This is a genomic window from Caulobacter sp. CCG-8 (assembly GCF_037402475.1).
Taxonomy (GTDB): domain Bacteria; phylum Pseudomonadota; class Alphaproteobacteria; order Caulobacterales; family Caulobacteraceae; genus Caulobacter.
The window spans coordinates 131,545-155,245 of the sequence record NZ_JBBEUD010000003.1 but is presented as its reverse complement, the minus strand read 5'-3'; the positions used below and the strand labels follow the sequence as shown (position 1 = coordinate 155,245).

The 23,701-nt window shown below is 69.3% G+C and carries 27 protein-coding genes and 1 tRNA gene; 17 read left to right on the top strand and 11 right to left on the bottom strand.

The annotated features are described in order from the left end of the window. Positions 1–5: 5 nt before the first annotated feature. Positions 6–176 (top strand): hypothetical protein, encoded by a 171-nt coding sequence (locus WAE60_RS03695; RefSeq protein WP_197026716.1) that lies wholly within the window; start codon positions 6–8, stop codon positions 174–176. Positions 177–228: 52 nt separating this feature from the next. Then, on the top strand, positions 229–792 hold the full coding sequence (locus tag WAE60_RS03690) for a hypothetical protein (RefSeq protein WP_337685025.1): 564 nt from the start codon (positions 229–231) through the stop codon (positions 790–792). Between the two features lie 222 nt (positions 793–1,014). Here the strand turns inward: WAE60_RS03690 and WAE60_RS03685 are convergent, their stop codons facing one another. Next, on the bottom strand, positions 1,015–1,770 hold the full coding sequence (locus WAE60_RS03685; RefSeq protein ID WP_337685023.1) for a sensor histidine kinase: 756 nt from the start codon (positions 1,768–1,770) through the stop codon (positions 1,015–1,017). Between the two features lie 342 nt (positions 1,771–2,112). Here WAE60_RS03685 and WAE60_RS03680 point away from each other — a divergent pair, with 342 nt between their 5' ends. The 8 genes from WAE60_RS03680 (at position 2,113) to WAE60_RS03645 (ending at position 9,286) form a co-directional block, all read left to right on the top strand. Next, positions 2,113–2,358: a hypothetical protein gene (locus tag WAE60_RS03680; protein ID WP_029913841.1), complete on the top strand. Its 246-nt coding sequence runs from the start codon at positions 2,113–2,115 to the stop codon at positions 2,356–2,358. A gap of 123 nt (positions 2,359–2,481) precedes the next feature. Then, complete coding sequence (locus WAE60_RS03675) at positions 2,482–4,587, top strand: acylase (protein ID WP_337685177.1); 2,106 nt, start codon at positions 2,482–2,484, stop codon at positions 4,585–4,587. A 274-nt stretch (positions 4,588–4,861) separates the two neighbouring features. Beyond that, positions 4,862–4,996 (top strand): entericidin A/B family lipoprotein, encoded by a 135-nt coding sequence (locus tag WAE60_RS03670; RefSeq protein WP_029913849.1) that lies wholly within the window; start codon positions 4,862–4,864, stop codon positions 4,994–4,996. A 299-nt stretch (positions 4,997–5,295) separates the two neighbouring features. Then, positions 5,296–5,697 carry a DUF983 domain-containing protein gene (locus WAE60_RS03665; RefSeq protein ID WP_029913851.1) on the top strand — a complete coding sequence of 134 codons (402 nt, stop codon included), beginning with the start codon at positions 5,296–5,298 and terminating at the stop codon, positions 5,695–5,697. A 108-nt stretch (positions 5,698–5,805) separates the two neighbouring features. Beyond that, entirely contained in the window at positions 5,806–6,636 is an 831-nt protein-coding gene (locus tag WAE60_RS03660; RefSeq protein WP_337685019.1) for a hypothetical protein, read from the top strand. A gap of 89 nt (positions 6,637–6,725) precedes the next feature. Then, on the top strand, positions 6,726–6,881 hold the full coding sequence (locus tag WAE60_RS03655) for a DUF3309 family protein (protein ID WP_081916837.1): 156 nt from the start codon (positions 6,726–6,728) through the stop codon (positions 6,879–6,881). A 112-nt stretch (positions 6,882–6,993) separates the two neighbouring features. Continuing rightward, the gene (locus tag WAE60_RS03650) at positions 6,994–8,436 is read left to right on the top strand and encodes an MFS transporter (protein WP_337685017.1); all 1,443 of its coding nucleotides are present in this window, start codon (positions 6,994–6,996) and stop codon (positions 8,434–8,436) included. A gap of 112 nt (positions 8,437–8,548) precedes the next feature. Further along, on the top strand, positions 8,549–9,286 hold the full coding sequence (locus WAE60_RS03645; RefSeq protein WP_029913857.1) for a DUF599 family protein: 738 nt from the start codon (positions 8,549–8,551) through the stop codon (positions 9,284–9,286). A gap of 163 nt (positions 9,287–9,449) precedes the next feature. Here the strand turns inward: WAE60_RS03645 and WAE60_RS03640 are convergent, their stop codons facing one another. Together WAE60_RS03640 and msrA are read right to left on the bottom strand one after the other, a co-directional pair. Further along, a complete protein-coding gene (locus WAE60_RS03640; RefSeq protein ID WP_337685016.1) occupies positions 9,450–9,785 on the bottom strand; it encodes an MmcQ/YjbR family DNA-binding protein in 336 nt (111 codons plus the stop codon). Further along, positions 9,782–10,435: a peptide-methionine (S)-S-oxide reductase MsrA gene (gene msrA / locus WAE60_RS03635; RefSeq protein WP_337685015.1), complete on the bottom strand. Its 654-nt coding sequence runs from the start codon at positions 10,433–10,435 to the stop codon at positions 9,782–9,784. The genes WAE60_RS03640 and msrA overlap by 4 nt, the downstream gene beginning before the upstream one ends. 154 nt (positions 10,436–10,589) lie before the next feature. Between msrA and WAE60_RS03630 the strand changes: the two genes are divergently transcribed. Together WAE60_RS03630 and rnk are read left to right on the top strand one after the other, a co-directional pair. Further along, positions 10,590–10,679: transfer RNA gene (locus WAE60_RS03630), tRNA-Ser, on the top strand. 369 nt (positions 10,680–11,048) lie between these two features. Next, on the top strand, positions 11,049–11,453 hold the full coding sequence (gene rnk / locus WAE60_RS03625) for a nucleoside diphosphate kinase regulator (RefSeq protein WP_337685014.1): 405 nt from the start codon (positions 11,049–11,051) through the stop codon (positions 11,451–11,453). Positions 11,454–11,621: 168 nt separating this feature from the next. On the opposite strand, the gene WAE60_RS03620 is transcribed toward rnk, so the two are convergent. Further along, complete coding sequence (locus tag WAE60_RS03620; protein ID WP_337685013.1) at positions 11,622–12,785, bottom strand: alpha/beta hydrolase; 1,164 nt, start codon at positions 12,783–12,785, stop codon at positions 11,622–11,624. 80 nt (positions 12,786–12,865) lie between these two features. Between WAE60_RS03620 and WAE60_RS03615 the strand changes: the two genes are divergently transcribed. Further along, positions 12,866–13,549 (top strand): VOC family protein, encoded by a 684-nt coding sequence (locus tag WAE60_RS03615; protein WP_337685012.1) that lies wholly within the window; start codon positions 12,866–12,868, stop codon positions 13,547–13,549. An 86-nt stretch (positions 13,550–13,635) separates the two neighbouring features. On the opposite strand, the gene WAE60_RS03610 is transcribed toward WAE60_RS03615, so the two are convergent. From WAE60_RS03610 to WAE60_RS03595, 4 genes are all read right to left on the bottom strand, one after another. After that, positions 13,636–13,962: a helix-turn-helix transcriptional regulator gene (locus WAE60_RS03610; RefSeq protein WP_337685011.1), complete on the bottom strand. Its 327-nt coding sequence runs from the start codon at positions 13,960–13,962 to the stop codon at positions 13,636–13,638. Beyond that, entirely contained in the window at positions 13,949–14,395 is a 447-nt protein-coding gene (locus WAE60_RS03605; RefSeq protein WP_337685010.1) for an SRPBCC family protein, read from the bottom strand. Before WAE60_RS03605 ends, WAE60_RS03610 begins: the two co-directional genes overlap by 14 nt. Positions 14,396–14,613: 218 nt before the next feature. After that, on the bottom strand, positions 14,614–15,075 hold the full coding sequence (locus WAE60_RS03600; protein ID WP_337685009.1) for an EF-hand domain-containing protein: 462 nt from the start codon (positions 15,073–15,075) through the stop codon (positions 14,614–14,616). A 14-nt stretch (positions 15,076–15,089) separates the two neighbouring features. Further along, positions 15,090–15,887, bottom strand: coding sequence for a DUF4198 domain-containing protein (locus WAE60_RS03595; protein ID WP_337685008.1), 798 nt, complete (start codon positions 15,885–15,887; stop codon positions 15,090–15,092). 172 nt (positions 15,888–16,059) lie between these two features. Here WAE60_RS03595 and WAE60_RS03590 point away from each other — a divergent pair, with 172 nt between their 5' ends. Together WAE60_RS03590 and purU are read left to right on the top strand one after the other, a co-directional pair. Then, entirely contained in the window at positions 16,060–18,330 is a 2,271-nt protein-coding gene (locus tag WAE60_RS03590; protein WP_337685006.1) for a TonB-dependent hemoglobin/transferrin/lactoferrin family receptor, read from the top strand. 171 nt (positions 18,331–18,501) lie between these two features. Continuing rightward, positions 18,502–19,371, top strand: coding sequence for a formyltetrahydrofolate deformylase (gene purU, locus WAE60_RS03585; RefSeq protein ID WP_337685005.1), 870 nt, complete (start codon positions 18,502–18,504; stop codon positions 19,369–19,371). Positions 19,372–19,420: 49 nt separating this feature from the next. On the opposite strand, the gene WAE60_RS03580 is transcribed toward purU, so the two are convergent. Beyond that, positions 19,421–20,260, bottom strand: coding sequence for an oxidoreductase (locus WAE60_RS03580; protein ID WP_337685004.1), 840 nt, complete (start codon positions 20,258–20,260; stop codon positions 19,421–19,423). A 58-nt stretch (positions 20,261–20,318) separates the two neighbouring features. Between WAE60_RS03580 and WAE60_RS03575 the strand changes: the two genes are divergently transcribed. Both WAE60_RS03575 and WAE60_RS03570 read left to right on the top strand, forming a co-directional pair. After that, positions 20,319–20,975, top strand: a complete 657-nt coding sequence (locus WAE60_RS03575) for a helix-turn-helix domain-containing protein (RefSeq protein WP_337685003.1) — start codon at positions 20,319–20,321, stop codon at positions 20,973–20,975. Positions 20,976–21,198: 223 nt separating this feature from the next. Then, positions 21,199–21,975 (top strand): MipA/OmpV family protein, encoded by a 777-nt coding sequence (locus WAE60_RS03570; protein ID WP_337685002.1) that lies wholly within the window; start codon positions 21,199–21,201, stop codon positions 21,973–21,975. 9 nt (positions 21,976–21,984) lie between these two features. On the opposite strand, the gene WAE60_RS03565 is transcribed toward WAE60_RS03570, so the two are convergent. Next, positions 21,985–22,797, bottom strand: a complete 813-nt coding sequence (locus WAE60_RS03565; RefSeq protein ID WP_337684999.1) for a DNA-binding domain-containing protein — start codon at positions 22,795–22,797, stop codon at positions 21,985–21,987. Continuing rightward, on the bottom strand, positions 22,790–23,695 hold the full coding sequence (locus WAE60_RS03560) for a DUF692 domain-containing protein (RefSeq protein ID WP_337684997.1): 906 nt from the start codon (positions 23,693–23,695) through the stop codon (positions 22,790–22,792). The genes WAE60_RS03565 and WAE60_RS03560 overlap by 8 nt, the downstream gene beginning before the upstream one ends. Positions 23,696–23,701 lie beyond the last annotated feature (6 nt).

Sequence of the window (23,701 nt, the reverse complement as noted above, 5' to 3'; positions counted from 1 at the left end):
CCGCCATGACCGACCAGCCCGAAGATCCCAACGAGACCCCGATCCAGCGCGCCCTGCGCCTGAAGAAGGCCGCCCTGGCCGCCAAGCCGAAGCCGCCGCGGGGCGGCCGGTTCCAGCGCGAGCAGGCCGCCGCGGCCGCCTCGAGCAGCAAGAGCAAGCCCTGGATGACGCGCTAGCGTGCGAAGCGGCGCCTTGAGAACGCCGTGCTTTGACCACACCTTGCGGATCATGCGCGCCCTTCCCCTCGTCCTGCTCCTGAGTCTCGCGGCCGGCCCCGTCCTGGCCCAGGCCGGCAAACCGCCGACGAAGCCCCCCGCCGAGACGCCGACGCCGGTCTCGCCCGTCACGGTCATGCCGCCGACCGAAAAGCCCAAGCTGGTCGCGACCTGGCCCGAGAACGGCCAGACGGTGGCCCCGGGCGTGCTGGTGCTGAAGATGGTGTTCGACCAGCAGATGACGCCGCGCGACTTCGCCTACGATCTGGGCAGCGCGGGCGGCGACAAGCTGGACTGCCTGCGGACCCCTCGCCTGCTCAACGACGCCAAGACCTTCGTCCTGCTGTGCACGGCCCTGCCGGGCAAGACCTACGCCGTCGCCCTGAACCCGGCCGCGCCCGGCGGTCCGGCCTTCAGCAACCTGGCCGAAAACCGCGCCGCGCCCAGCAGCCTGTCGTTCACGACCGGGACCGGCGACCCGGTCACCAACCTGCGCGACGCGATGAAGGCCGCCGGGCTGGGCGGCCTGGACATGCCGGTCGACGAGGCGCCGGACGCCCGCAAGACGGCGCCCTGAGCCGAACCTGATCTGGGAAAAGGATGGGGGAGAGCCGGCCGAATTCGTGCGTCGGGACACCCCGGCCGGCTCTCGGCCTGCGGCTGGACACGCCCCGTCGGAAGTAGGCGGCCCGGCGCGTCGAGGGGAATCGGGGGAGGACACCTCGACGTCTGCAAGCCCGTTCAGGTTGCAACATCCGTATCGGGCCTGCCATCGGGTAAAACCCTAGAACGCGAGCGGTTAGTCCCGATCCGCGTTCGATCCGGCGCCGCGATCCGGCCAGAGCGGGATGACCCGGTGCTCGTCGTCGGCGCCCAGCGTCAGGCGCACGGTCAGGCCGAGGCCGCGGGATTCGTAGACCAAGTCCGCGCCCAGCTGGCGCGCCAGGCCGCGCACGACCCGGAAGCCGAGGCCGCCGTCGGTGAGCGGGTCGAAGTCCTCGCTCAGGCCCACGCCGTCGTCGGTCACCTCGACGACCAGGCCGCCGCCGGTCGACCGGCACGACACCAGGATGCGGCCCGCCACGCCGGTGGGGTGGGCGTATTTGAGGGCGTTGGTCACCAGCTCGCTGACGATCAGGGCCACGGGCGTGGCCTGGTCGGGCCGGACGACGCAGCCGCCGGCATCCCTGTGGGTGATGACGGTCTCGCCGGCGAAGCTGACGGTCTCCATCAGGCTGCGGCACAGCTTGGACAGGAAACGCCCCAGGTCGACGCGGCCGTCGCTCGAGCCCGGGCCATGCCCCGGCGCGGCCGACAGCAGGCGGTGCAGCTCGCCGACGGTCTCGATCCGGGTCGCCACTTCCTCCAGCGCGATGCAGGCCTCGCGGGCCGACAGGGGCTGACCGGACTTGTGAAGCCGCGTGGCCTGCAGCCGCGTATAGCCGGCGATCAGGGCCAGGTTGTTGGCGATGCGATGCTGGGCTTCGCTCAGCCGGTCGTCAGACCCGACATGGCGAACGGCCGCATCACCGAATTCTCGGTGCTCGACGTCCATGGCTCGGGGGCTTTCGGTAAGGCGGCAGGATATTCCGTCACCGCCAAGAAAACACAAATCGAGGTAAAAAGCGATGGTTTTGTTTGACGAAGAATCCGAGTTTTATTTAGTGATCACAATCACAACCCCCAATGTCGGAAACTCGACTGATCTTTGACTTAAATTCAGCCGATCAATCACTTGGCGTTAACTTAGTGAAAGGCGCTGAATGCACTTAATGAGTAAGTGGCCCATTCTTGGCCAGTTACGGCTTTGGCGTTATCATGGAACCCGGTGGCGGCCCTCGCGCGTTAGCTCCACCGAACTAGAGGAGAGCCGCCCCTTTTCCGGGGGCCGAGACCGATGAACGACCTGACCCGACCCGAACGCCTGCAGATCATGCTCACGCAGGATGAGCTCGCCGCGTTGGATGACTGGCGCTTCGCGCGCCGCATGCCCAGCCGAGCCGCCGCCGTGCGCGAATTGCTGAAGCGAGGCCTGGAGGCCGAAGGCGTCCAGCTCGCCGACGGCAAGATGCGCTCGCGCGACTTCGGCGTGGTGGACGGCCCGCTGCGCTCCGGCTCCAGCGGCGCGGACGGCGAAGGCTGACGCCAGGCCGGGCGTCATGCCTGGCCGTTTCCAGCCAAAGCTCGCCTTTCCCTAAGGTCCGCCTATCGCCGGCGGCGATCCGCGCTCATCATCGCCCCAAAACAAGGATCGGGGCGGAACATGATGCGGTGGATTGCGCGCGGCCTGCTGGCCGTCGTCGGCCTGGCCCTGGCGGCCGTGCTGGTGCTGATCGCGCTGGACCTGGCCGACCAGCCGCCTCAGCCCGACACCCAGGGCCTGATCGCCCGCGCCGACGCCTATGACGTCCATATCCGCCGCGACGAATGGGGCGTGCCGCACGTCCTGGGCAAGCACGATCCCGACGCCGCGTTCGGCCTGGCCTACGCCCAGTCCGAGGACGACTTCGCGACCCTGCAGTCGGTGGTGCTGGCCACGCGGGGGACGCTGGCGCGCCGTGACGGCCCCAAGGCGGCCGTCACCGACTATCTGGTGGGCCTGCTGGACGTCTGGCCGACGGTCGAGGCGGGCTATCCCAAGCTGCCGGCCGACCTGCGCGCCGTGCTCGAGGCCTATGCCGACGGGGCGAACTACTACGCCGCCACCCATCCGAAGGCCGTGACGCCGGGCCTGCTGCCGATGACCGGCAAGGACGTGCTGGCGGGCTTCGTGTTCAAGCAGCCGTTCTTCTACGGCCTGGACGGCGAGCTGAAGCGGCTGAACGCGCCGGAGGAGCCGCAGAAGGCCCCGCCGAAGGGCTCGAACGGCCTGGCCCTGGCGCCCTCGCGCACTGCCGACCACCTGCCCCGCCTGCTGGTCAATTCGCACCAGCCCTATACCGGTCCGGTCGCCTGGTACGAGGCCGTGGTCGAGAGCGGCGACGGCTGGCACGTGGCCGGCGGCTTCTTCCCCGGCGCGCCGTTCATGCTGCACGGCCACAACGCCAACCTGGGCTGGGCCAACACCGTCTCCAAGCCCGACCTGTTCGACGCCTATCGCCTGACGATCAATCCGCGGAACAAGAACCAGTACCGGCTGGACGGCGCCTGGCGCGACTTCCAGCGCCACGAGGTGAAGCTGAAGGTCCGGCTGTGGGGCCCGATCGTCATCCCGGTGACCAAGCAGGCCCTGCGCACCGTCCACGGCCCGGTGCTGGAGACCAAGCACGGCCTGTTCGCCCTGCGCTACGCCGGCATGGGCGAATACCGCCAGCCGCTGCAGTACTGGCGGCTGAACAAGGCGCGGAACCTGGCTGAATGGCGGGCCGGCATCGCCACCCACGCCCTGCCCAGCCTGAACTACATCTATGCCGACGCGGGCGGGAACATCGGCTTCGTCCACAACGGCCAGTATCCGAACCGCCGCGAGGGCGTCGACTGGAGCGGCGTGCTGCCGGGCGACCGCTCCGACCTGATCTGGCAGGGCTATCGTCCCGTCGACGCCATTCCCCAGCTATGGAACCCCAAGTCGGGCTACGTCTACAACTCCAACAACAGCCCGTTCCTGGCCAGCGATCCGGCCGACAACCTCAAGCCCGCCGACTTCCCGGCCAGCCAGGGCCTGCAGACCAACGTCACCAACCGCGCCCTGCGCATTCAGGAACTGGTCGGCGCCGATCCGGCGATCACCGACGAGGCGTTCCGGCGCTACAAGTTCGACATCACCTATTCGGAGCACTCGTCCGAGGTGACGATGATCAAGGCGCTGACGGCGCTCGATCCCGGGACCGACGCCGACCTCAAGGCCGCCCAGGCGATCCTGCGCGGCTGGGACCGGCGCACCGACGTCCACAACCGCGCCGCGGCCCTGGCCTCGCTGACGATCCAGCCGATCCTGGTGGCCCAGATCAACGGCGACACGCCGCCCGCCCCGATCGACAGCCTGAAGGCCGCCATCAAGACGCTGAAGACGAACTTTGGGCGCCTCGACCCGGAATGGGGCCAGGTCAACCGCATCCGCCGCGGCAAGGTCGACCTGCCCATCGACGGCGGGGCCGACACCTACCGCTCGGTCTGGGGCATCCCGCAGAAGGACGGCACGCTGACCGCCGACGCCGGCGACACCTTCATCATGTTCGTGCGCTGGGACGCGGCCGGGGCGGTGCATTCCGACAGCATCCACCAGTTCGGCTCGGCCACCCTGGACGCCGCCTCGCCCCACTACGCCGACCAGACCCCGCTGTTCGCGGCCATGCGCACCAAGCCGGTGCTGTTCACGGAAGACGCACTTCGAGGGCACGTGAAGGAGGACTACCGGCCCGGGAAGCGGTGAGCTCGCATTCGCTAGCGAACACCTCAAAAGGTTGTCATCCCGGAAGCCTCGCAGAGGCTGTCCGGGACCCAGGGGACTGGGTGGAAGCGGTGCGGTTCACCTGGATCCCGGACAAGCGCTGCGCGCTTTCCGGGATGACAACGGCTGGGGAAGCGGCAATTGGATCGGACCCAGCGCTAGCGCCCCGGCGCCATGACTTCGCCGTGGTCGCACGCTTGAACGTCGCCACGGGCCAAGGTTAAGGTCCGCCGCCATTCAACTCAGAGACCTCTCCATGCGCAAGATCGTGATCCTGGCCGCCGTGGCCGCCGCCCTGATGGTTTCGGCCTGCAACACCATCGCCGGCGTCGGCCAGGACGTCTCGGCCGCCGGCCGCGCCGTGACCAACACCGCCAAGGACGCCAAATAGTCGCAGGATCGAGGGTTGCGGGCTCCGGCCGACCGGAGTCCGCGAACCTCGGTATAGTTAAGCTGCTCCGCCGGGCGACGCCGCAACCGTCGCGTTTTCCCCAAGCGAACCGTGGCTTAGCCGCAGAACCCCAAAGCAGTCGTGGTTAACCCGCCCAGGTAACAGCGTTTCTACTCGCTCGCCTTTCGGGCGAATGCTTTGCGAAACCGTCGTTCATCTCAACGAAACCTGATTCAAAATGGCGCATGCGACCCCGCGCCCCCTTCCTTCAGGACCGTCGCGGAGGCATATGCACGCCCATGAACGACCAGCCGTCCTCCTCCAGCGCTCCGACGGTCAGCATGCTGACCGGCATGAAGCGCGGCGTGCGCCATCGCTGCCCCAACTGCGGCGAGGGCCGGCTGTACACGCGCTATCTGAAGGTCGACCTCGACTGCGAGGTCTGCGGCCATGACCTAGCGCGCTATCCGGCCGACGACGGCCCGGCCTATTTCACCATCCTGATCATCGGCCACCTGGTGGTTGCGCCGCTGCTGCTGTTCCCGTTCATCTGGAAGATGACGCCGGCCCTGGTGGTGCCGCTGACCGTGCTGCCCCTGGCCGGCCTGACCCTGCTGCTGCTGCCCCGCGTCAAGGGCGCGGTGATCGGCGCCCTGTGGGCCGTGGGCCTGCGCAAGGCCGAGGACTGCCCCGGCGGCTGACGTCGCCCTGAAAGCGCGCGACAGGCGATCAATCGCCACGACGCGCGCCATGGTTGCCAACCAGCGCCGATAGGGCGAGGATCGGACCATCCGCCGGGGAGGCGTGAAATGGCCGGCCTGCTCGTCCTGCTCATCCTTGTCGCCATCGCGGCCGCGGGCCTTCCCGACCGGCCGCTCACGCGCCGCCTCGCCCGGGGTCCGGCCACGCTCCTGGCCCTGGTCGCGCTGATCCTGGCCGGCTGCGACGCCCGCTACGAGGCGGCCAGCGAGGCGCCTCACCCCTCGCCCTGCGCCGCCGAGACGCCCGACCCGGCCTGCGACGACGCCGAACGCGCCAGCTACCTGGCCGACCTGGCCCGGCGGCAGATCCGCACCCTGCCCGTCCTCGTCGGCTGGCGCGACCAGCTGCCCTGGGGCCGGCAGACGCCGATCACCGCCGTCATCGCCTCGGCGGACCGTGCGGCGGCCGTCGCCGCCCTCGACAGCGCCACCGCCAAGAGCGGGGCCCATGTCGAGGAAAAGCCCGTCGCGATCGGCCGCCGGGTGCGCGCCGAACTCTCCGGGCTGGAGGTCGAGATCGACAAGCCCGAGCAGGTCCGCGACGTCACCGCCCTGCAGAACGTCACCTTCGTCTGGCTGGTCAAGCCGACCCGCCCGGGCCGGACCACCCTGACCTTGCGCATCTTCAACGAACTGGTCACGCCCGACGGACCGATCGAGTTGGAACGCCCGGCCCTGGTCCACGAGATGTCGGTGAAGATCGGCCTGCTGGACTGGCTGTCGTGGCAGATGGACCGCATGAAGGGCCTGCAGTGGGTGATCGGCGGCCTGCTGGCCCTGCTAGGAACCGCCTTCGCCAACCGCGCCAAGCTGCGCCGCTGGTGGCGGCGGAGCCATCCGCCCGCACCTCCGCCCCCGCCCGCGCCGCCGCCCCCCTGAAGCTCCGCTCGCGGAACCTTGGCCGCGCTTCTCGCATTCCCTCCGCCTAACCCCGGCGCGCAGGGCGCACGAATGCAACGGAGACGGACATGCTCGGCACGATCCTCATCATCATCCTGATCCTGGCCCTGATCGGCGCGCTGCCGACCTGGGGCCACAGCCGCTCGTGGGGCTATTTCCCCTCCGGCGGCCTGGGCCTGATCCTGGTCATCATCATCATCCTGGTCCTGCTCGGCAGGATCTAGCGACCCAAAGCCTGCTGGGGACACGCGCCCGCGCGTGTCCCCGATCGCACCCCCTCCCCGGGCGACCGATGTTCGCCTAAGGTCGTCGCAAGGATGACCTGAGGGGGGCCAGATGACCGACACCGCCGCGACGGCGACGCCGCCCCTCAGCGCCTGGCGGCGCACCCGGGCCATCCTCGGCGGATCGGCCGGCAACCTGGTCGAGTGGTACGACTGGTTCGCCTACGCCGCCTTCTCGATCTATTTCGCCAAGGTCTTCTTCCCCAAGGGCGACCAGACCGCCCAGCTGATGCAGACCGCCGCCATCTTCGCCGTCGGCTTCGGCGCGCGGCCCGTCGGGGCCTGGCTGATGGGCCTCTACGCCGACCGCAAGGGCCGCAAGGCCGGCCTGACCCTGGCGGTGGGCCTGATGTGCGTGGGCTCGCTGATCATCGCCCTCTGCCCCGGCCACGCCACGATCGGCGACGCCGCCCCGGTGATCCTGCTGCTGGCCCGCCTGCTGCAGGGCCTGTCGGTGGGGGGCGAGTACGGGGCCAGCGCCACCTATATGAGCGAGATGGCCGGGCGGAAGCGCCGCGGCTTCTGGTCCAGCTTCCAGTACGTGACCCTGATCATGGGCCAGCTGGTGGCGGCCCTGGTGCTGGTGATCCTGCAGAACAGCCTGAGCAAGGCCGACCTGGCCGAGTGGGGCTGGCGCATCCCGTTCTTCGTGGGCGCGGCCCTGGCCGTGGTGGTGTTCTGGATCCGCACCGGCATCGAGGAGAGCATCTCGCACCAGAACGTCACGGCGCCCCGCGATCCCGTCAGCCGCCGGCAGATCGCCTGGGTGACCGGCCTGCTGCTGGCCACGGTGGCGTCCATGGTGTGGAGCTTCACCGAAGCCGCGTTCGCCGCCACGGCCCAGTACGGCGCGGTCGTCCTGCTGGTCGCCACCTATGTGGCCCTGGCCGCGCCCCTGGTCTCGCGCCATCCCAAGCAGACCCTGGCGATCATCGGCCTGACCGCCGCCGGCTCCTTGGCCTTCTACGCCTACACGACCTACATGCTGAAGTTCCTGGTCAACACGGCCGGCTTCGACAAGGCCACGGCCGGGGCGGTGAACCTGGCCACCCTGGCCGGCTTCATGCTGATCCAGCCGCTGTTCGGCTGGGCGTCGGACCGCCTGGGCCGCAAGACGATGCTGGTCTTCGCCTTCGGGGTGGGCGCCCTGATCGCCTGGCCGGTGTTCACCCTGACCGCCAAGGCCGGCAGCCCCCTCGTCGCCTTCGGCCTGATCTTCGCGGCCCTGTTCGTCCAGTCGGGCTACACCTCGATCAGCGCCGTGGTGAAGGCCGAGCTGTTCCCCACCCACGTGCGCGCCCTGGGCGTGGCCCTGCCCTACGCCATCGGCAACGCCGCGTTCGGCGGCACGGCTGAGTACGTCGCCCTGTGGTTCAAGTCCGAGGGGATGGAGAGCGGCTTCTACCTCTATGTGGCGGCGATCATGGCCGTGGGCCTGACCGTCTCGCTGCTGCTGAAGGACACGGGCAAGCACAGCCTGATCCTCGAGGACTGATACCGCTCACAGCTTGGCCCCTCCGGCCCTCTTTCATCGACTCTCGTTATCGACCTAAGTTCGCGCCATGGCTTCTTCGCTCACCCACGCCCTGTCCAAGCAGTTCCTGGCCATGCCGGTCATCGACCTGGTCGTCCTGGCCTTCTTCCTGTTCTGCTGGCTGTTCTACGAGCCGATGCTCAAGCAGCTGGGCAAGGAGAAGAACGTCATCAACACCGACATGACGGTGATCCGGCGGCGGTGGATGGCCGAGATGGCGGTGCGCGAGGTGGCTCTGCTGGATGGCCAGTTGCTGGGCCACGCGATCAACTCGGCCTCGTTCTTCGCCTCGTCGAACCTGATCCTGATCGCCGCCGCGGCCGGGGTGCTGTTCGGCGGCGACAGCGCGCTCAAGAGCATCGAGGGCATAGCCGTCCTGGCCCCGGCCTCGGCCCTGGTGTTCCAGATCAAGCTGGGCGTGGTGCTGGTCGCCCTGGCGCGCGGCCTGCTGGACTTCATCTGGGCCATCCGCCAGATGAACTACTGCCTGGCCGCCATCGGCGCGGCCCCGATGTGGGCCCCGCGCGCGGTGCTGGAAGAGTACGCCGAGGCGGCGGGCGCGATCCTCAACCCGGCCCTGTCGGCCTTCAACGCCGGGGTGCGCGGCTACTATTTCGCGCTGGCGGCGGCGGCCTGGCTGCTGGGCCCGATCGCCTTCGCCGTGGCCACCGGCGGGGCCATGGCCCTGCTGCTCTGGCGCCAGCGCCGCAGCCCCGCCTCGGCCGCCGTGCGCAAGATCCGCCACATCCTCGAACACCAGCCGGTGGTCGTGGGCCCGCACCTGGCGGGCAAGGACAGCGAGCAGGTTTAAACTCGGAGCCACGCTTACTTGCCCCCTACGGATCGCTTCGCGATCGTCTTCCCCCATAGGGGGAAGAGCCTGCTTGGCGGGCGCGGCGCGAAGGCTCCGCCCCCTGTGGGGGCGGACAGACCGCGAAGCGGTCAGGTGGGGGCAAGTGGGTGAGCCGCTCTACCTACAGCCCCAACTCCGCCCGCGCCTTCTTGGTCAGCTTGGCGGCGATCAGCGCGTGCGCCGTCTTCAGCCAGTCGGCCACCTCGGCCTCGTCGGCGGCCGCCAGGTCGTAGAACCGCACCCACTTGGCCCGGGCCATGTAGGGCGCGGGCACGCCGGGGCCGGTCTCGGTCAGCACCTCGAACGCCACGTCCGAGGCCTTGAACGAGAAGCCGCCCTCGCCCAGCACGGCGAACATCTTGCCGCCCACCTTGTAGACTTGGTCGGCGCCCCACTGGACGGTCATGGTCGCGGCCGGCAGGGCCAGGGCGGCCTTGTCGAACTGCTCGGGCGTCATGCCTCCACCCCGATCCCGATCGGGCAGACAACGCCGGTGCCGCCGATGCCGCAATAGCCCTCGGGGTTCTTGGCCAGGTACTGCTGGTGATAGTCCTCGGCGAAGTAGAACGGCCCGGCCGCGCCGATCTCGGTGGTGATGGTCCCCAGACCCTGGGCGTCCAGCGCCTGCTGGTAGGCCTCCTTCGAGGCCACCGCCGCGGTCGCCTGGCTGTCGGAGGTCACATAGATCCCCGAGCGGTACTGGGTGCCGATGTCGCCGCCCTGGCGCATGCCCTGGGTCGGGTCGTGGTTCTCCCAGAAGGTCTTGAGCAGGGCCTCGTAGGTGACCACGCGCGGGTCGAACACGATCTGCACCACCTCGGTATGGCCCGTGCGGCCGGTGCAGACCTCCTCGTAGGTGGGATTCGGCGTGACGCCCGCCGCGTAGCCGGCGGCGGTGACGTAGACGCCCGGGATCTTCCAGAACACCCGCTCCACGCCCCAGAAACAGCCCATGGCCAGCACGGCGATCTCGGTCCCGTCGGGATAGGGCCCCTTCAGCGGGTGGCCGTTGACGAAGTGGCTGCGGGCCGTCGGGATCGCCTGTTCCCGCCCCGGCAGGGCGGTGTCGACGGTCGGCATGTCCAGGATTTTGGTGGCGGAAGCCATGGCGGTATCTCGGGATCGAAACTGAGCCGCCGATACTAGGACCTTCGCGATCTCGTTTCACCTCGTATGGCCGCTTGCTACCGCAATCGTCCTGAGTATATTGCGCCCCTTCCTGCGTCGGGGGTCTCAACCGCCTTCCGCATCTGGTGCGCATGGTGAGGTGGCCGAGTGGTTGAAGGCGCACGCCTGGAACGCGTGTATAGGGGAAACTCTATCGAGGGTTCGAATCCCTCTCTCACCGCCACCGCTCTCCCTTCCATTTGACATCGGCGGCCATCGTCCCCACCTATCCCTCATCGGCCGCGAGGACATCGCGCCGAAACGCCTGACCTCAGGCTTCCGACATCCAGGCCGCGCCAAGCGCCAGAACATCTGGCCTTGAGGCCTGGAATGAACAGGAACGTTTCCCCGCCATGCCCGTTTCAGCTCGGCCGTAACACGGCCCGCGTCGCTCAAGGCCACGCACGAACCTGATCCGGCACGCGGCTTCTTTCCCCGAAGCTTCCGGTCTTCATGAAAACGCCCGCGTCTCGCGGAGCGCCTCGAGCCTCAGCAGGCCCGCGCACAGAAGCGCCGGCCCGGGCTCGGAACACATCCAGAAAAGCAAAAGACTATGTTGAATACCCAAACCCAAACCACCCAAGCCCTGCCCGCAATCTACGTGACCGAGGCGGACTTCGAGGTGCTGTCCAACCTGGCCGAGGCCACGGCGGATCGCGCCCCGGCCGGCCGCGTGCTGGCCGACGAGATGGCCCGCGCCGTGATCGTCGAGCCCGGCGAGGCGCCGCAAGCGTTCGTCCGCATCGGCTCGCGGGTCCAGTTCCAAGACCTGTCCAACGACCAGGTCCGCGACGTGCGCATCAGCCTGCCGCGCGACGCCAGCATCGACGACAACCGCATCTCGGTGCTCAGCCCCGTGGGCGCGGCCCTGATCGGCCTGACCGCCGGCGAGGCCTTCCACTGGACCGACCCCGAGGGCCGGGCCCGCGGCGTGCGCGTGCTGGCGGTGCGCGACTAAGGGCCGCTTCGCCCCCGCCCAAACCGTTGTCATCCCGGAAGCCCCGCAGGGGCTGTCCGGGACCCAGGAGACTGGGCGAAGGCGGTGCGGTTGCCCTGGGTCCCGGACAAGCGCTGCGCGCTTTCCGGGATGACAACTTTGGGGAACCAGAACCCCAATAGCCGCCCCTCAGAACCCCCGCTCGTCCAGCCAGCCCCCCACCGCCGCCACGGCCTGGGGCAGCAGGTCCGGCCGCTCGATGTAGTAGTGGTCGGCGTCCTTGATCTCGACATAGGACTTGTCGGCGCCCGCCAGGGCGTCGAACAGCCGGCGGGCGTGGCTGGGCGTGCAGGCCAGGTCGGCGGTGTTGCTGATCACCAGGGCCGGGCACGAGACGTTGGCGGCGTTGAGCACGCCGTTGGCTCGGCTCTCGTCATAGCTCCATTGCGACAGCCACGAGCGCAGCGTCGTGAACCGCGCCAGCCCCACCGGACCGTCGTTGGCGATGCGCGGATCGCCCAGATAGCAGGTGTGGGGCCGTCGGTCGGACGGGTCCTGGGCCGGGTCGGTCCAGCGCACGTCGCACATGGTGCCGTAGATCACGAACGGCCGCTCCATGTCCGGGTCGCGGGCCTTCAGCGCCGCCAGCGTCTCGCGCACCCGGGCGGTGATGCGGCGGTTGCGCGACAGCTGGGCGTGGCGGAACACCGTGACGAACGCCTCGTCATAGGGCGGTTGGTGCGGGCAGTTCGGCGCGTAGATGTCGAGGGCCGGATCGCGGTCGAAGGGCCGGTCCTCGTCCAGGATCGAGGGGTCCAGCCATTCGGTCAGGGTCACCGAGCGGCTGACGTGCGCGGCCAGCAGCATCACCCCGTCGGCCGGCTGCAGCCCCGCCCCGACCAGGTCGACCGGGTCGCCGGCCGGCGTCCGCGTGATCGTCGGGTTCGTCGCCTGGTCCTGGTAGAACAGCGACAGCGAGCCACCGCCTGACCAGCCGCCCAGCACCACCTTCTTGTACCCAAAGCGGGTCTTCAGATCGGCGACGCAGGCCCCCAGGTCCAGCACACACTTCTCCAGGATCAGCGCCGTGTCGTTGCCCCGGTAGCGGGTGTTGCAATAGACGACGTGCCGCCCGGACCGGGCCAGGGCCGTGACCAGCGGCAGGAACGAGCCGCCGCCGATCGGATGGCTGAACAGGATCACGGTGTCGGACTCGCCTGTTTCAGGGCGAACGCGCATGCACTCGACGAACACCTGGCCCGCCGGCCCGCCGTAGGTCTCCTTCAGGCGGGCCTGTTCGGCATAGGTGTAGCCGTAGGGTTCGCGCACGACGCGGACCGGATCCTTCGCCATCTTGCCTCCCGCAACGTAACATCGTTATCCGGAACAAAAGGGACGGCGACTGTCCCCGGGGAAGTCAAGGAACCACCGCCATGGCGCAGCATCCCACGGGCATCCACCACCTGGCCTTCATGGCCGGCGACATCAAGAAACACATCGCCTTCTTCAGCGAGGTGATGGGCTGCCCGCTGGTGGCCCTGTTCGACATGCACGGCGTGCCCGGCGGCCTGCACGCCTTCCTGCGGATGAACGATCACAGCTACTTCTCGATCGTCCAGCTGCCGGACGTCGACAAGATCCCCGTCCAGCTGGGCGTCACCCACGCCGGCAACGGGGCCCTGCCCAGCGCGCCGGGCACGCTGCAGCACCTGGCCTTCCGCGCCGACACCGAAGCCGAGTTGCTGGCCCTGCGCGACCGCATCCGCAGCCACGGCGTCAACGTGCTGGGCCCCATCGACCACGGCATGTGCCGCTCGATCTATTTCGCCGGCCCAGACCAGATGACCCTGGAGGTCGCCGCCCCGGGCGAGCCGATCGACCCGGCCCGCTGGGTCGACCCGGCCGTGCTGGCCAAGGCCGGGATCAGCCCCGAGGAAGCCGCCCGCTTCAAGGCCCCCGCCCCCTATGACGGCCCCAGCCCCGTGCCGCAGCCCGAATACGCCGAGGACAAGCCGCACATGGCCTATCCGAAGAAGGCCTATCTGCAGATGCTGGCCGCGCCCGACGAGGTGATCACGGCGTCGGCTTCGTATGCGGAGCCGCCGGTGAAGGCGTAGGGCCGGGGACATGCCCTTGGGCGTGTCCCCAAGTCTTGGCGCAGTGGATGCTGATGGGGACACGCCGCAAGGGCATGTCCCCGACCCTACCCCTCCACGAACGCCTTCAGCCGTCCCAGCGTCTCGTCCCACTGGCGCGACACGCGATCCAGATAGGCCCGCGCCTCGTCCAGGGTCTCCCGCCGGGCGGCGAAGCGGCTTTCGCGGCCGACGCGCAAGGACGCGACCAGGCCGGCGTCCTGCAGCACGTGCAGGTGCTTGGTGATCGCCTGGCGGGTCAGGGCGGTGTCGAGCGACAGGGCCGAGATCGACCGCGCCTGGCCGTCGGCCAGCTTGCCCAGCAGGGCCAGGCGGGTGCGATCCCCCAGGGCGGCGAAGATCGGCGCGGGGTCGGCGGCGCTAGGATTCAACATGGGCCTTGATGTTCTGGACCTGCTGCGTCCAGCCCCCGTCGTTCATCCGGAAGGCTTCCTCGCGGCGGTTGGCGGGCACCTTGTCGAAGCCGGACTCGATGACCGTCAGCCGGGTGCCGTCGCCGTTCGGCTGGAGCAGGAACTCCACCAGGGTGGGCTCTTCCTGGTCGTAGTCGATGTCCGGATCGACGCCGTAGGGATGCCAGGTGAAGGCCAGGCGCCTGGTGGGTTCGATGGCCACGACCTTGGCCTTCCAGGTGACATGCTCATAGCCCGGATGGGTGATCTGGCCCCGCGCCTCCTGGCCGACGACGAACGGCGCCTCCAGGTCGACCTTGAACCAGGTCCCGAATTCCTTGTGGTCGCTGACGGCGCGCCAGACGCGCTCGATCGGCGCGTTCAGGTCGATGGTTTTCTCGATGCGATGGGTCATGATAGGCAACCTCCTGATTGCGCATTCATGACTCCGGGAAACCGGATAGGCAACCATTGAGTTGCAAATAAACCCGCTCATCCCGGCGAATGCCGGGACCCAGACCCTATAGCGGGGTAGCTGACTGGAAGGGCTCAGCGCTGTTGGCGTCAGTCTCAGGGCCATTCCATCTGGGTCCCGGCATTCGCCGGGATGAGCGGATATAAAGGGCGGAGACCCTAGTTCGTATCCTCCGCCACCGGATCGGCCGCCGAGACCGCGCCGTCCTTGTTGGTGTCGTGGGTGACGAACATCCGCCAGCCGGAATAGTCGAACTCGGCCGGGGTGATGCCGCCGCTCTTGTCGGTGTCGAGCACGCCGAAGCGCACCTCGGCCTGGCGCTCCTGGCGCATGCGCTCCTCTTCCTTCTTCTCGGCCGTGTCGGTCGAGGCGGCGAGGCGCGCGGTCAGGCGGGCCTTGAACTCGCCGACATATTCGTCGTGCGAGAGCACGCCGTTGTGGTCGGCGTCGATCTTGGCGAACTGCTTCTCGCGGCCCGTCTTGAACTCTTCCTTGCTGACCGAGCCGTCGCCGTTGAGGTCCTGCTCCTTGATGAAGGTGTCGCGGGCGTGCGAGGCGGCGAAGGCGGGCGTGGCCACACAAAGCGCGGCGGCGGCCAGGAGGGCGGTCTTGGTGTTCATCGGGGAGGCTTTCTCTAGCGCAGGGATTCGAAGGTCAGGGCGTAGGTGTAGGAGTGGCCGACCGGGTCGGCGGCGGTCGGCGCGACGCGATAGCGGGCCTGGATCTGGTAGACGCCCGAGTGGTCCGGCTTGATCGTGAAGCGGCCCTGATCGTCGCTGGTCACGGTGACCGGCGCGGCCTTGGCGTCGGCGTAGCGGTCGTCGGCGCCGTGCAGGGTGATCGCCTGGCCCTTCACCGGCTTGCCGTCGAACAGCACCACGAACCGGGCGTCCTGGCCGGTGGTGATCTCGCTGGGATGGGTGACGGCCACGAATTCCAAGCCCTTGCCGATGGGCTCCAGAGCCGCCTTGGTCGGCGCGCCGCGCGTGACGTAGACGTCGGCCAGGGTCAGGCTCTGCATGTCGACCGGCGTGGTCCCGGCGGGCGCCTTGCTGGGGTCCTCGATGAACACCCACTCGTCCTTGACCAGCACGGCCTTGGCGGTGCGGCCGGTGCGCTGGCCGCTGGTGATGCGATAGGTGCCGGGGGCCTCGGTGGCCACCTCGACCAGGGCCAGCTCGCGCAGGTTGGTCGCGGTCAGCGGCTTGCGCGTCCCGTCCGGCCCGACCACCGCCCAGGCGTCCGACTTCATCACCACCTCGGGCGTGAAGAAGCTCTCGGTGAACGAGCCCTCCACCGTCACCAGCTTGCGGTCGCTGACGTCGAAGACGGTGGGCAGCAGGTAGGGCGAATGGGCCTGGGCCGCGCCGGCCAGGGCGCCGGCGAGGGCCGCGCCGGTCGCGAAGGCGGCGAAGGAAAGCGAGCGGCGCATGGGCCAGATCTCCGGATTCGAGGTCGGTTTCGGGAAGCGTTGCCGAAATCCCTAATGCTAGTGATTCTAAGAATCAATCTCATTTAGCTTGACCGAGCCGCCCGATGGCCGTAGCTCGACCCCAACGAGATGCGAACGGTTCGCATCTAAACAACAGACCCGGGGGTCTTCGATGTCTCGCTCCAAGCTCGCCAGAAAGTCCGCGATCTTCGCGGCCGCTTCGGCCACCGCCCTGCTCTGCGCCCAAGCGGCCTTTGCCGCCGACGCGGCGCCGGGCGCCGACGCCGTGGAGCTGGACAAGGTGACGGTCACCGCCACCCGCTCGGAGAAGAAGCTGCAGGACGCCCCGGTCACCGCCAGCGTCATCTCCGACCAGGACATCGACGACGCCCTGGTCAAGGACATCAAGGACCTGGTCCGCTTCGAGCCCGGCGTCTCGGTGCGCCGCGCCCCCGCCCGCTTCACCGCCGCGGGCGCCTCGACCGGCCGCGACGGCAACGCCGGCTTCAACATCCGCGGCCTGGAAGGCAACCGCGTCCTGATCATGGTGGACGGCGTGCGCGTGCCCGACGGCTACGCCTTCGGGGCGCAGAACATGGGCCGCGGCGACTATGTGGACCTGGACACCCTGAAGTCGGTCGAGATCGTGCGCGGCCCCGCTTCGGCCCTCTACGGCAGCGACGGCCTGGCCGGCTCGGTCAACTACTTCACCAAGGACCCGTCCGACTTCCTGAAGGGCGGCAAGAGTTTCGCGGGCGGCGCCAAGGTCGCCTACGCCTCGGCCGACGAGAGCTGGACCGAAAGCCTGACCGCCGCCGGCAAGAGCGGGAACTGGGAAGGCATGATCGCCTACACCCGCCGCGACGGCGAGGGCCAGAAGACGGCCGGGGCCAACGACTCCGCCAACACCGACCGCACCACCGCCAATCCCGAGGACGACCAGTCCAACGCCGTGCTGGCCCGGGTGGTCTACGCGCCCAACGACCAGAACCGCTTCCGCCTGACCTACGACCACCTGGACAGCGACACGACCTGGAACGTGCTGAGCGCCATCGCCAAGCCGCCGCTGGCCTCGACCAGCGTCCTGGGCCTGACCGCCTGGGACAAGATGCGGCGCGACCGCGTCAGCCTGGACCACCGCTTCAACGGCGGCCAGGGCCTGATCCAGTCGGCCCAGACCACGATCTACTACCAGGACAGCACCACCCGGCAGTACTCGGCCGAGGACCGCAACACCGCCGTCGACCGCACCCGCGACGCCACCTTCGACAATGAGGTCTGGGGCGCGGCCCTGGAGCTGCACAGCGACGCGACGATCGGCGGCGTGGCCAACAAGTTCGTCTGGGGCGGCGACGCCTCGATCACCCGCCAGGAGGGCGTGCGCGACGGCACCGTGCCGCCGGCCGGCGAGACCTTCCCCACCCGCGCCTTCCCGACCACCGACTACACCCTGGCCGGGGCCTATCTGCAGGACGAGGTCGCCTTCGGCCCGGTCACCTTCTATCCGGCCGTGCGCTTCGACTACTACAAGCTGGACCCCAAGCAGGACGCCCTGTTCACCGCCAACGTCCCGGCCAGCCAGAGCGAGAGCCACGTCTCGCCCAAGCTGGGCGTGGTGTGGAAGACGACCGACCTGGTGACGGTGTTCGCCAACGTCGCCGCCGGCTTCAAGGCCCCCTCCCCGTCCCAGGTGAACAACGGCTTCGCCAACCTGGCCTCGAACTATATGTCGATCTCCAACCCCGACCTGAAGCCCGAGACCAGCGAGACCTTCGAACTGGGCTTCCGGCTGAACCGTCCGACCTGGAACGCCAGCGTCACCGGCTTCACCGGCAAGTACGACGACTTCATCGAGCAGGTGCAGGTGCGCGGCGCGTTCACCCCCACCGACCCGGCGGTCTACCAGTACATCAACCAGTCCAAGGCCGAGATCTCGGGCGCGGAAGCCCGCTTCATCACCGAGCTGGGCGGCGGCTTCACCCTGCAGGGCGCGGCCTCCTACGCCCGGGGCAATTCCGAGAACGCCGGCAAGAAGACGCCGCTGGTCTCGATCGACCCGGTCAAGCTGGTGGCGGGCCTGTCGTACCGCGATCCGGCCGGCCGGTTCGGCGGGGCGCTGAACGCCGTCCACTCGGCCAAGGAGTCCGCCGGTCGCTCGGGCGTCAGCTGCAGCGTCACGATCACCCGTCCCGCGCCCCTGCCGCCCCTGACCCAGACCGGTTCGGATTACTGCTGGATGCCCAAGGCGTTCACGGTGTTCGACCTGACGGCCTACTGGAACGTCACCGACAACGTCACCCTGCGCGGCGGCGTCTTCAACATCACCGGCCAGACCTACGCCTGGTGGAGCGACGTGCGCGGCCTGGCCGACAACTCCACCGTCAAGGACGCCTACACCCAGCCCGACCGCAACTACGCCGTCTCTCTGGCGGTGCGGTTCTAGGGGTCCCTTGGGGGGCTTTCGGCCGGGATATCCCCTTCGACCGGCCGGAGGCGCGGGCCGCGATCATGTCGGTGATCGCGGCCCGTTTTCGTCAAGGGCGGGCCTTTTTGTGAAAGCCCCGCCAGAACAATGCGTTTGGCCTCGCGCGCGCGGTCGACTACCACGCCCGCCATGGACTCCCAGACCGCCGCCGACCGCTACATCCTGATCCTGCACTGCCCCGACCGGAAGGGCGTGGTCGCCGCCGTTTCCGGCTTCCTGGCCGACAACGACGCCTCGATCGTCGAGAGCAGCCACTTCAACGACGGCCTGGCCGACCAGTTCTACATGCGCACGGTGTTCCGCCCGGACGGCGACATGCCGGGGATCGACGACCTGCGCAAAGGCTTCGAGCTGATCGCCAAGCGGTTCGGCATGACCTGGGCCCTGCACGACGCCGGCGCCAAGCCCAAGGTGCTGATCGCGGTCTCGAAATTCGGCCACTGCCTGTTCGACCTGCTGCACCGCTGGCGCGCCGGCCTGCTGCCGGTCGAGATCGTCGGGGTGGTGTCCAACCACGAGGACATGCGCTCGTTCACCGAATGGAGCGGGCTGCCCTATTTCCACCTGCCCACCACCAAGGCCAACAAGGCCGAGCAGGAGGACGCCTTCCTGAAGCTGGTCGACGACCTGGACGTCGATCTGGTGGTGCTGGCCCGCTACATGCAGATCCTGTCGCCGGCCCTGTGCGCGCGGCTGTCGGGCAAGTGCATCAACATCCACCACTCGTTCCTGCCCAGCTTCAAGGGCGCCAAGCCCTATCACCAGGCCTACGAGCGCGGCGTGAAGATCATCGGGGCCACGGCCCACTACGTCACCACCGACCTCGACGAGGGCCCGATCATCGAACAGGGCGTCCACCGCGTGGACCACAGCCACACCCCCGAGGACCTGGTCACCCTGGGCCGCGACGTCGAGTGCGCCGTGCTGGCGCGGGCGGTCACCTGGCACGTCGAGCACCGCGTGCTGATCGCGGGCGCCAAGACGGTGGTGTTCGACTAGGCGGGGCGTCGCGTCGCCGCTCACGCCGGCAATGCCCCGCCTCCTCCATCTAGTCGAAGTTCGTTGACCGGGAGAGCGCATCCCAGGCGGCGATCTCGGTTCGCATCAGGTCCAGCTTCTGCTCGACCACGGCCAGCGCGTCCTCGCCAAGAAACAGCCGCGTTGGCGGAGCCTCGGATTCCACCAGCGTCAGCAAGGCCTGGGCGGCCTTGGCTGGATCGCCCGGCTGGCGTCCGCTCTTGGCCTGACGCGCCGAACGGATCGGATCCATGATCGCGTCGTAGGCGGCGATGCTGCGCGGCGCACGGTCCATCGAACGTCCGGCCCAGTCGGTGCGGAACTGACCCGGCGCCAAGGCGGTCACGTGGACGCCGAACGGCTTGACCTCCTTGCCCAGGGCTTCGGAAATACCCTCCAGCGCGAACTTGCTTCCGCAATAGTAGGCGATGCCGGGCATGGTGATGAAGCCGCCCATCGAGGTGACGTTGATGATGCGGCCCGAGCCGCGCTCACGCATGCCTGGCAGCACGGCTTTGATCATCGCGACCGCGCCGAAGACATTGGCGTCGAACTGGCGGCGCAGATCGTCGATCGACGACTCCTCCACCACGCCTTCCTGGCCGTAACCGGCGTTGTTGACGAGGACATCGACCGCGCCGAACCGGCGCTCCGCGTCGGGGACCTGGGCGGCCACGGCGTCGAAATCGGTGACGTCGAGCACGAGCGCATGAGCCCGCCCCGGCGCCAGCGCCTCATACGCCGACGCGGCCTGTGTGTTGCGGACCGTACCGATCACAACGTGGCCGGCCCGCAAGGCGGCGCTGGCGAAGGCGCGGCCCAAGCCGGAGCTGACACCGGTGATCAAAAACGTCTTGGTCGATGCGGTCATGGCGGTTCTCGAAGTCGTCAGATGGGGGGGGTACAAATTTATATCATGATATAATTTCTTGACGCAAGACGCAGGGCGGACCACCTTTGCCCACATGGTTGAGATGTCGGTTCGAGAGCAGAAGCGAACACGGGCGCGCGAGGCGGTGCTCGACGCCGCCGAGCGCCTGCTCCGCGCCGATGGCGCCGCTTCGTTCTCGATGCGCGAGCTGGCGGCCGAGGCCGGCGTGAGCTTCGCCACCCCGTTCAATCAATTCGGAAGCAAGGCGGCGATCGCGCAGGCGCTGTCGGCTCGCCGGATTGATCTCATGAGCGAGCGCTTTTCCGAGACCGCGCCGCCCGGCGACGCGATCAGCCGCGTGCTCGCCGCCGTATCGATCGCGGTCGCCGTCATGCTCGAGGAGCCCCAGATCAACCGGGCGATCATCCGGTCGCTCGGCTTCCCCGGCGCCAAGCCGAGCGAAGTCAGCGCTCAATCACGAGCCCTATGGGCCGCTGCATTCGGCGAGGGCGACGGCGTCGATCCCGCCCTGGCCATGGTCGCCGCCGAGCGCGTGCCCGAGCAACTGGCGATTGCCTTTCGCGGCTGCTTGTCCTTCTGGATCGCCGACGAGATCACCGATGCGCAGTTGCCCGAAAAGGCGCGAACGACGGCCCTCACCACCCTGCTGGGTTTCGTCGAGCCCGACAGGCGCGCCGGCCTGCTGTGGTCGTGACGTGCAAGGAAGAGCGATCATCGACCCCAGGCTGAAGGCCGATTTCGATAGCCGGCGGTCGCCGGCCTCGGCCTAGCCCCGGATTCGCTGAGCGACGTCTCGGGGGTTGCCCGCATTGGCGGGGCTCGGTTTGCGGCCAATTCTCCCTGCCATGAAGAGGCAAGCCGTGCTTGGTTCGGCGGTGGAGGCGCCCCGCGCCCGTTCCTGGGCGGCGGCGATCGGGATGGCCGTCGTCGTCTCGGCGCTTCCTGCCCATGTCCAGGCCCGCGCCGACCTGACGGACATCACGATCCTCGGATGGTCGCTGCACAACGTCCGCTTCGGCGCGCGCCTCGCGCCCGACTACATGGGCTCGAACGACTATCGGCTGTTCCCCAGCGGCAGCATCAACTTCGCCCGGCGGGGGACCCAGCCGGGCTTCGGCGCGCCGGACGACGGCGCCAGCCTGGGCCTGATCGGTGACGCCCGATGGTCCGCCGGCCTGGTCGGACGCCTGCGCGGCCCCCGCGAGAACGACGGCGACCTGCAGGGTTTCGACAAGGTCGACTGGGCGGCCGAAGGCGGCGTCTTCGCGGCCTACTGGCCCAGGGACTGGCTGCGCCTGCGCGGCGAGCTGCGGCGCGGGGTCGGCGGCCACACCGCGTGGATCGCCGACGCGGGGGCCGACATCGTCTGGCGCGAAGGCGGGCTCGTCGCCTCGCTGGGGCCGCGCCTGACCTGGGCCGACGACGCCTTCGCCCGCACCTATTTCGCGGTCGATCCCGCCGAAGCCGCCCGCAGCCCGTTCGACATCGCGCCCTACGCCCCGGACGGTCCCGCCCTGGCCGCCGGCGTCACGGCCAGCGCCGAGTTCCCGCTGAACCGCCATTGGAACCTGGTCGCCGCCGCCCGCTACCGGCGCGGGCTGGGCGACATCGCCGACAGCCCCATCGTCGCGGACCTCGGCTCGCCGGACCAGTTCAGCGCGTCGCTGAGCGTCCGCTACACGCTGGGACGATGACGGCCGCTCTCAGACCGTCACCAGGCCCTGGGCCGCCGCCACCGGCAGCCACAGGGTCAGGTCGGCGATCACCGCGCCGGTCTCGCGGCCGGTGGCCTGGGCCGCGCGGGCGGCGGCGGCGTGGACGTCGGTCCCGTCCTCCCCCAGCGCTTCCAGCCAGGCGTGGCGCCAGACCGGCAGGGCGTGGACGGCGACGCGCCAGCGGCTGCGCGCCACGGCGACCGGCGTCGGACACGGCGGCGGCGGATCGATCGGCCCGCCCTGGTCCACGGCGGCCAGCACCGGCCCGGGATCGAAACCCAGGGTCAGCAGCCGCACGCTGTCGGGTCGCCGCAGGCGGGCGCCGGGCATCAGCATCAGGTCGGCCGCGGCCAGGGGGCCCGCCTGGCGCTCCACGCCCACGGCGCGCTGGACCTCGGCTCGGGCCCGATCCAGCCGGGCCAGATCGGCGGGGATGGCCGACAAGGCGCAGGGCCCGTCGTCGCCGGCCGGCCGCGTGGCCTCCAGATAGTCGGCGAAACCGGCGCCCAGGCCGTAGAGGCTGGGATCGTTCGAGGGCCGCTCGGCGATGTAGCCGGCCGCGAACAGCTCGAACACCTGCTCGCCGGCCAGGGCCCGCAGGCACGGGAACTCGGCGGCCAGGCACTCCATCAGCCGGGCGCGGTAGCCGCGGGCGTAGAGCGTCAGGCGCTGGGCGGCGGTCAGGCTGTTCCGGCCCCGGGGTTCGCCGACGACGACGGCGTCCAGGCCCGCCGGCGCGGCGCGCCCCAGGATCGCGCCCTGCATCCAGCGCTGCAGGTCGGTCAGGTCGGGCTCAGCCATGGGCGTGCAAGGGGGCCCGCGCCGGTGTCCGGAACCCGTCCGGCAGCCAGCCGCCCCGCACCGCGTCGGCCTTGGCCAGCTCGGCCAGCAGGTCGGGCCAGGCGGGGATATTGGCGTCCCACTCCAGCAGGGTCGACACCCCGCCGGTGCGGGCCTGGACCTGGGCGTACAGCGACCAGACGGCGTCCAGCACCGGGGCGTCGTGGGTGTCCATCAGGTGCGTGCCGAAGTCGCTGGGCCCGGCCAGGTGCACCTGGACGATCCGCTCGGCCGGGATGGCGTCGACATAGGCCGCCGCGTCGAAGCCGTGGTTGAAGGCGCTGACATGGACGTTGTTGACGTCCAGCAGCAGCCCGCAGTCGGCCGCCTCGGCCATGCGGGCCAGGAACTCCCATTCCGGCATCTGGGAGGCGCGGAATTCCAGGTAGCTGCTGGGGTTCTCCAGGATCAGCGGCCGGCCCAGCCGGTCCTGCACGGCCTTGATGCGGTCGACCACGTGGGCCAGCACCGCCTCGGTCAGGGGCACGGGCAGGAGATCGTGGGTGTTGATCCCCGCCACACCGGTCCAGCACAGGTGGTCCGAGATCCAGGCCGGCCGGACGCGGTCGGCCAGGGCCGCCAGCTTGTCCAGATAGACCCGGTCCAGGGGATCGGCGCCGCCGATCGACAGCGACACCCCGTGCATCACCACCGGCCGATGCGCGGCCACCACCTCCAGCACGTGGGCGGCGTAGCCGGCGTGGTCGAGGAAGTTCTCGCTGATCACCTCGAACCAGTCGACGCCCCAGTCGGCGGGGGCGGTCGACATCAGGTGCGGGAAATGCGGCTCGCGCAGGCCCACCCCGTCGCCCAGATGGGGCAGGCCGAGGCGCGGGGCCGGCGAGCCGACGAGGGTCATCGACGC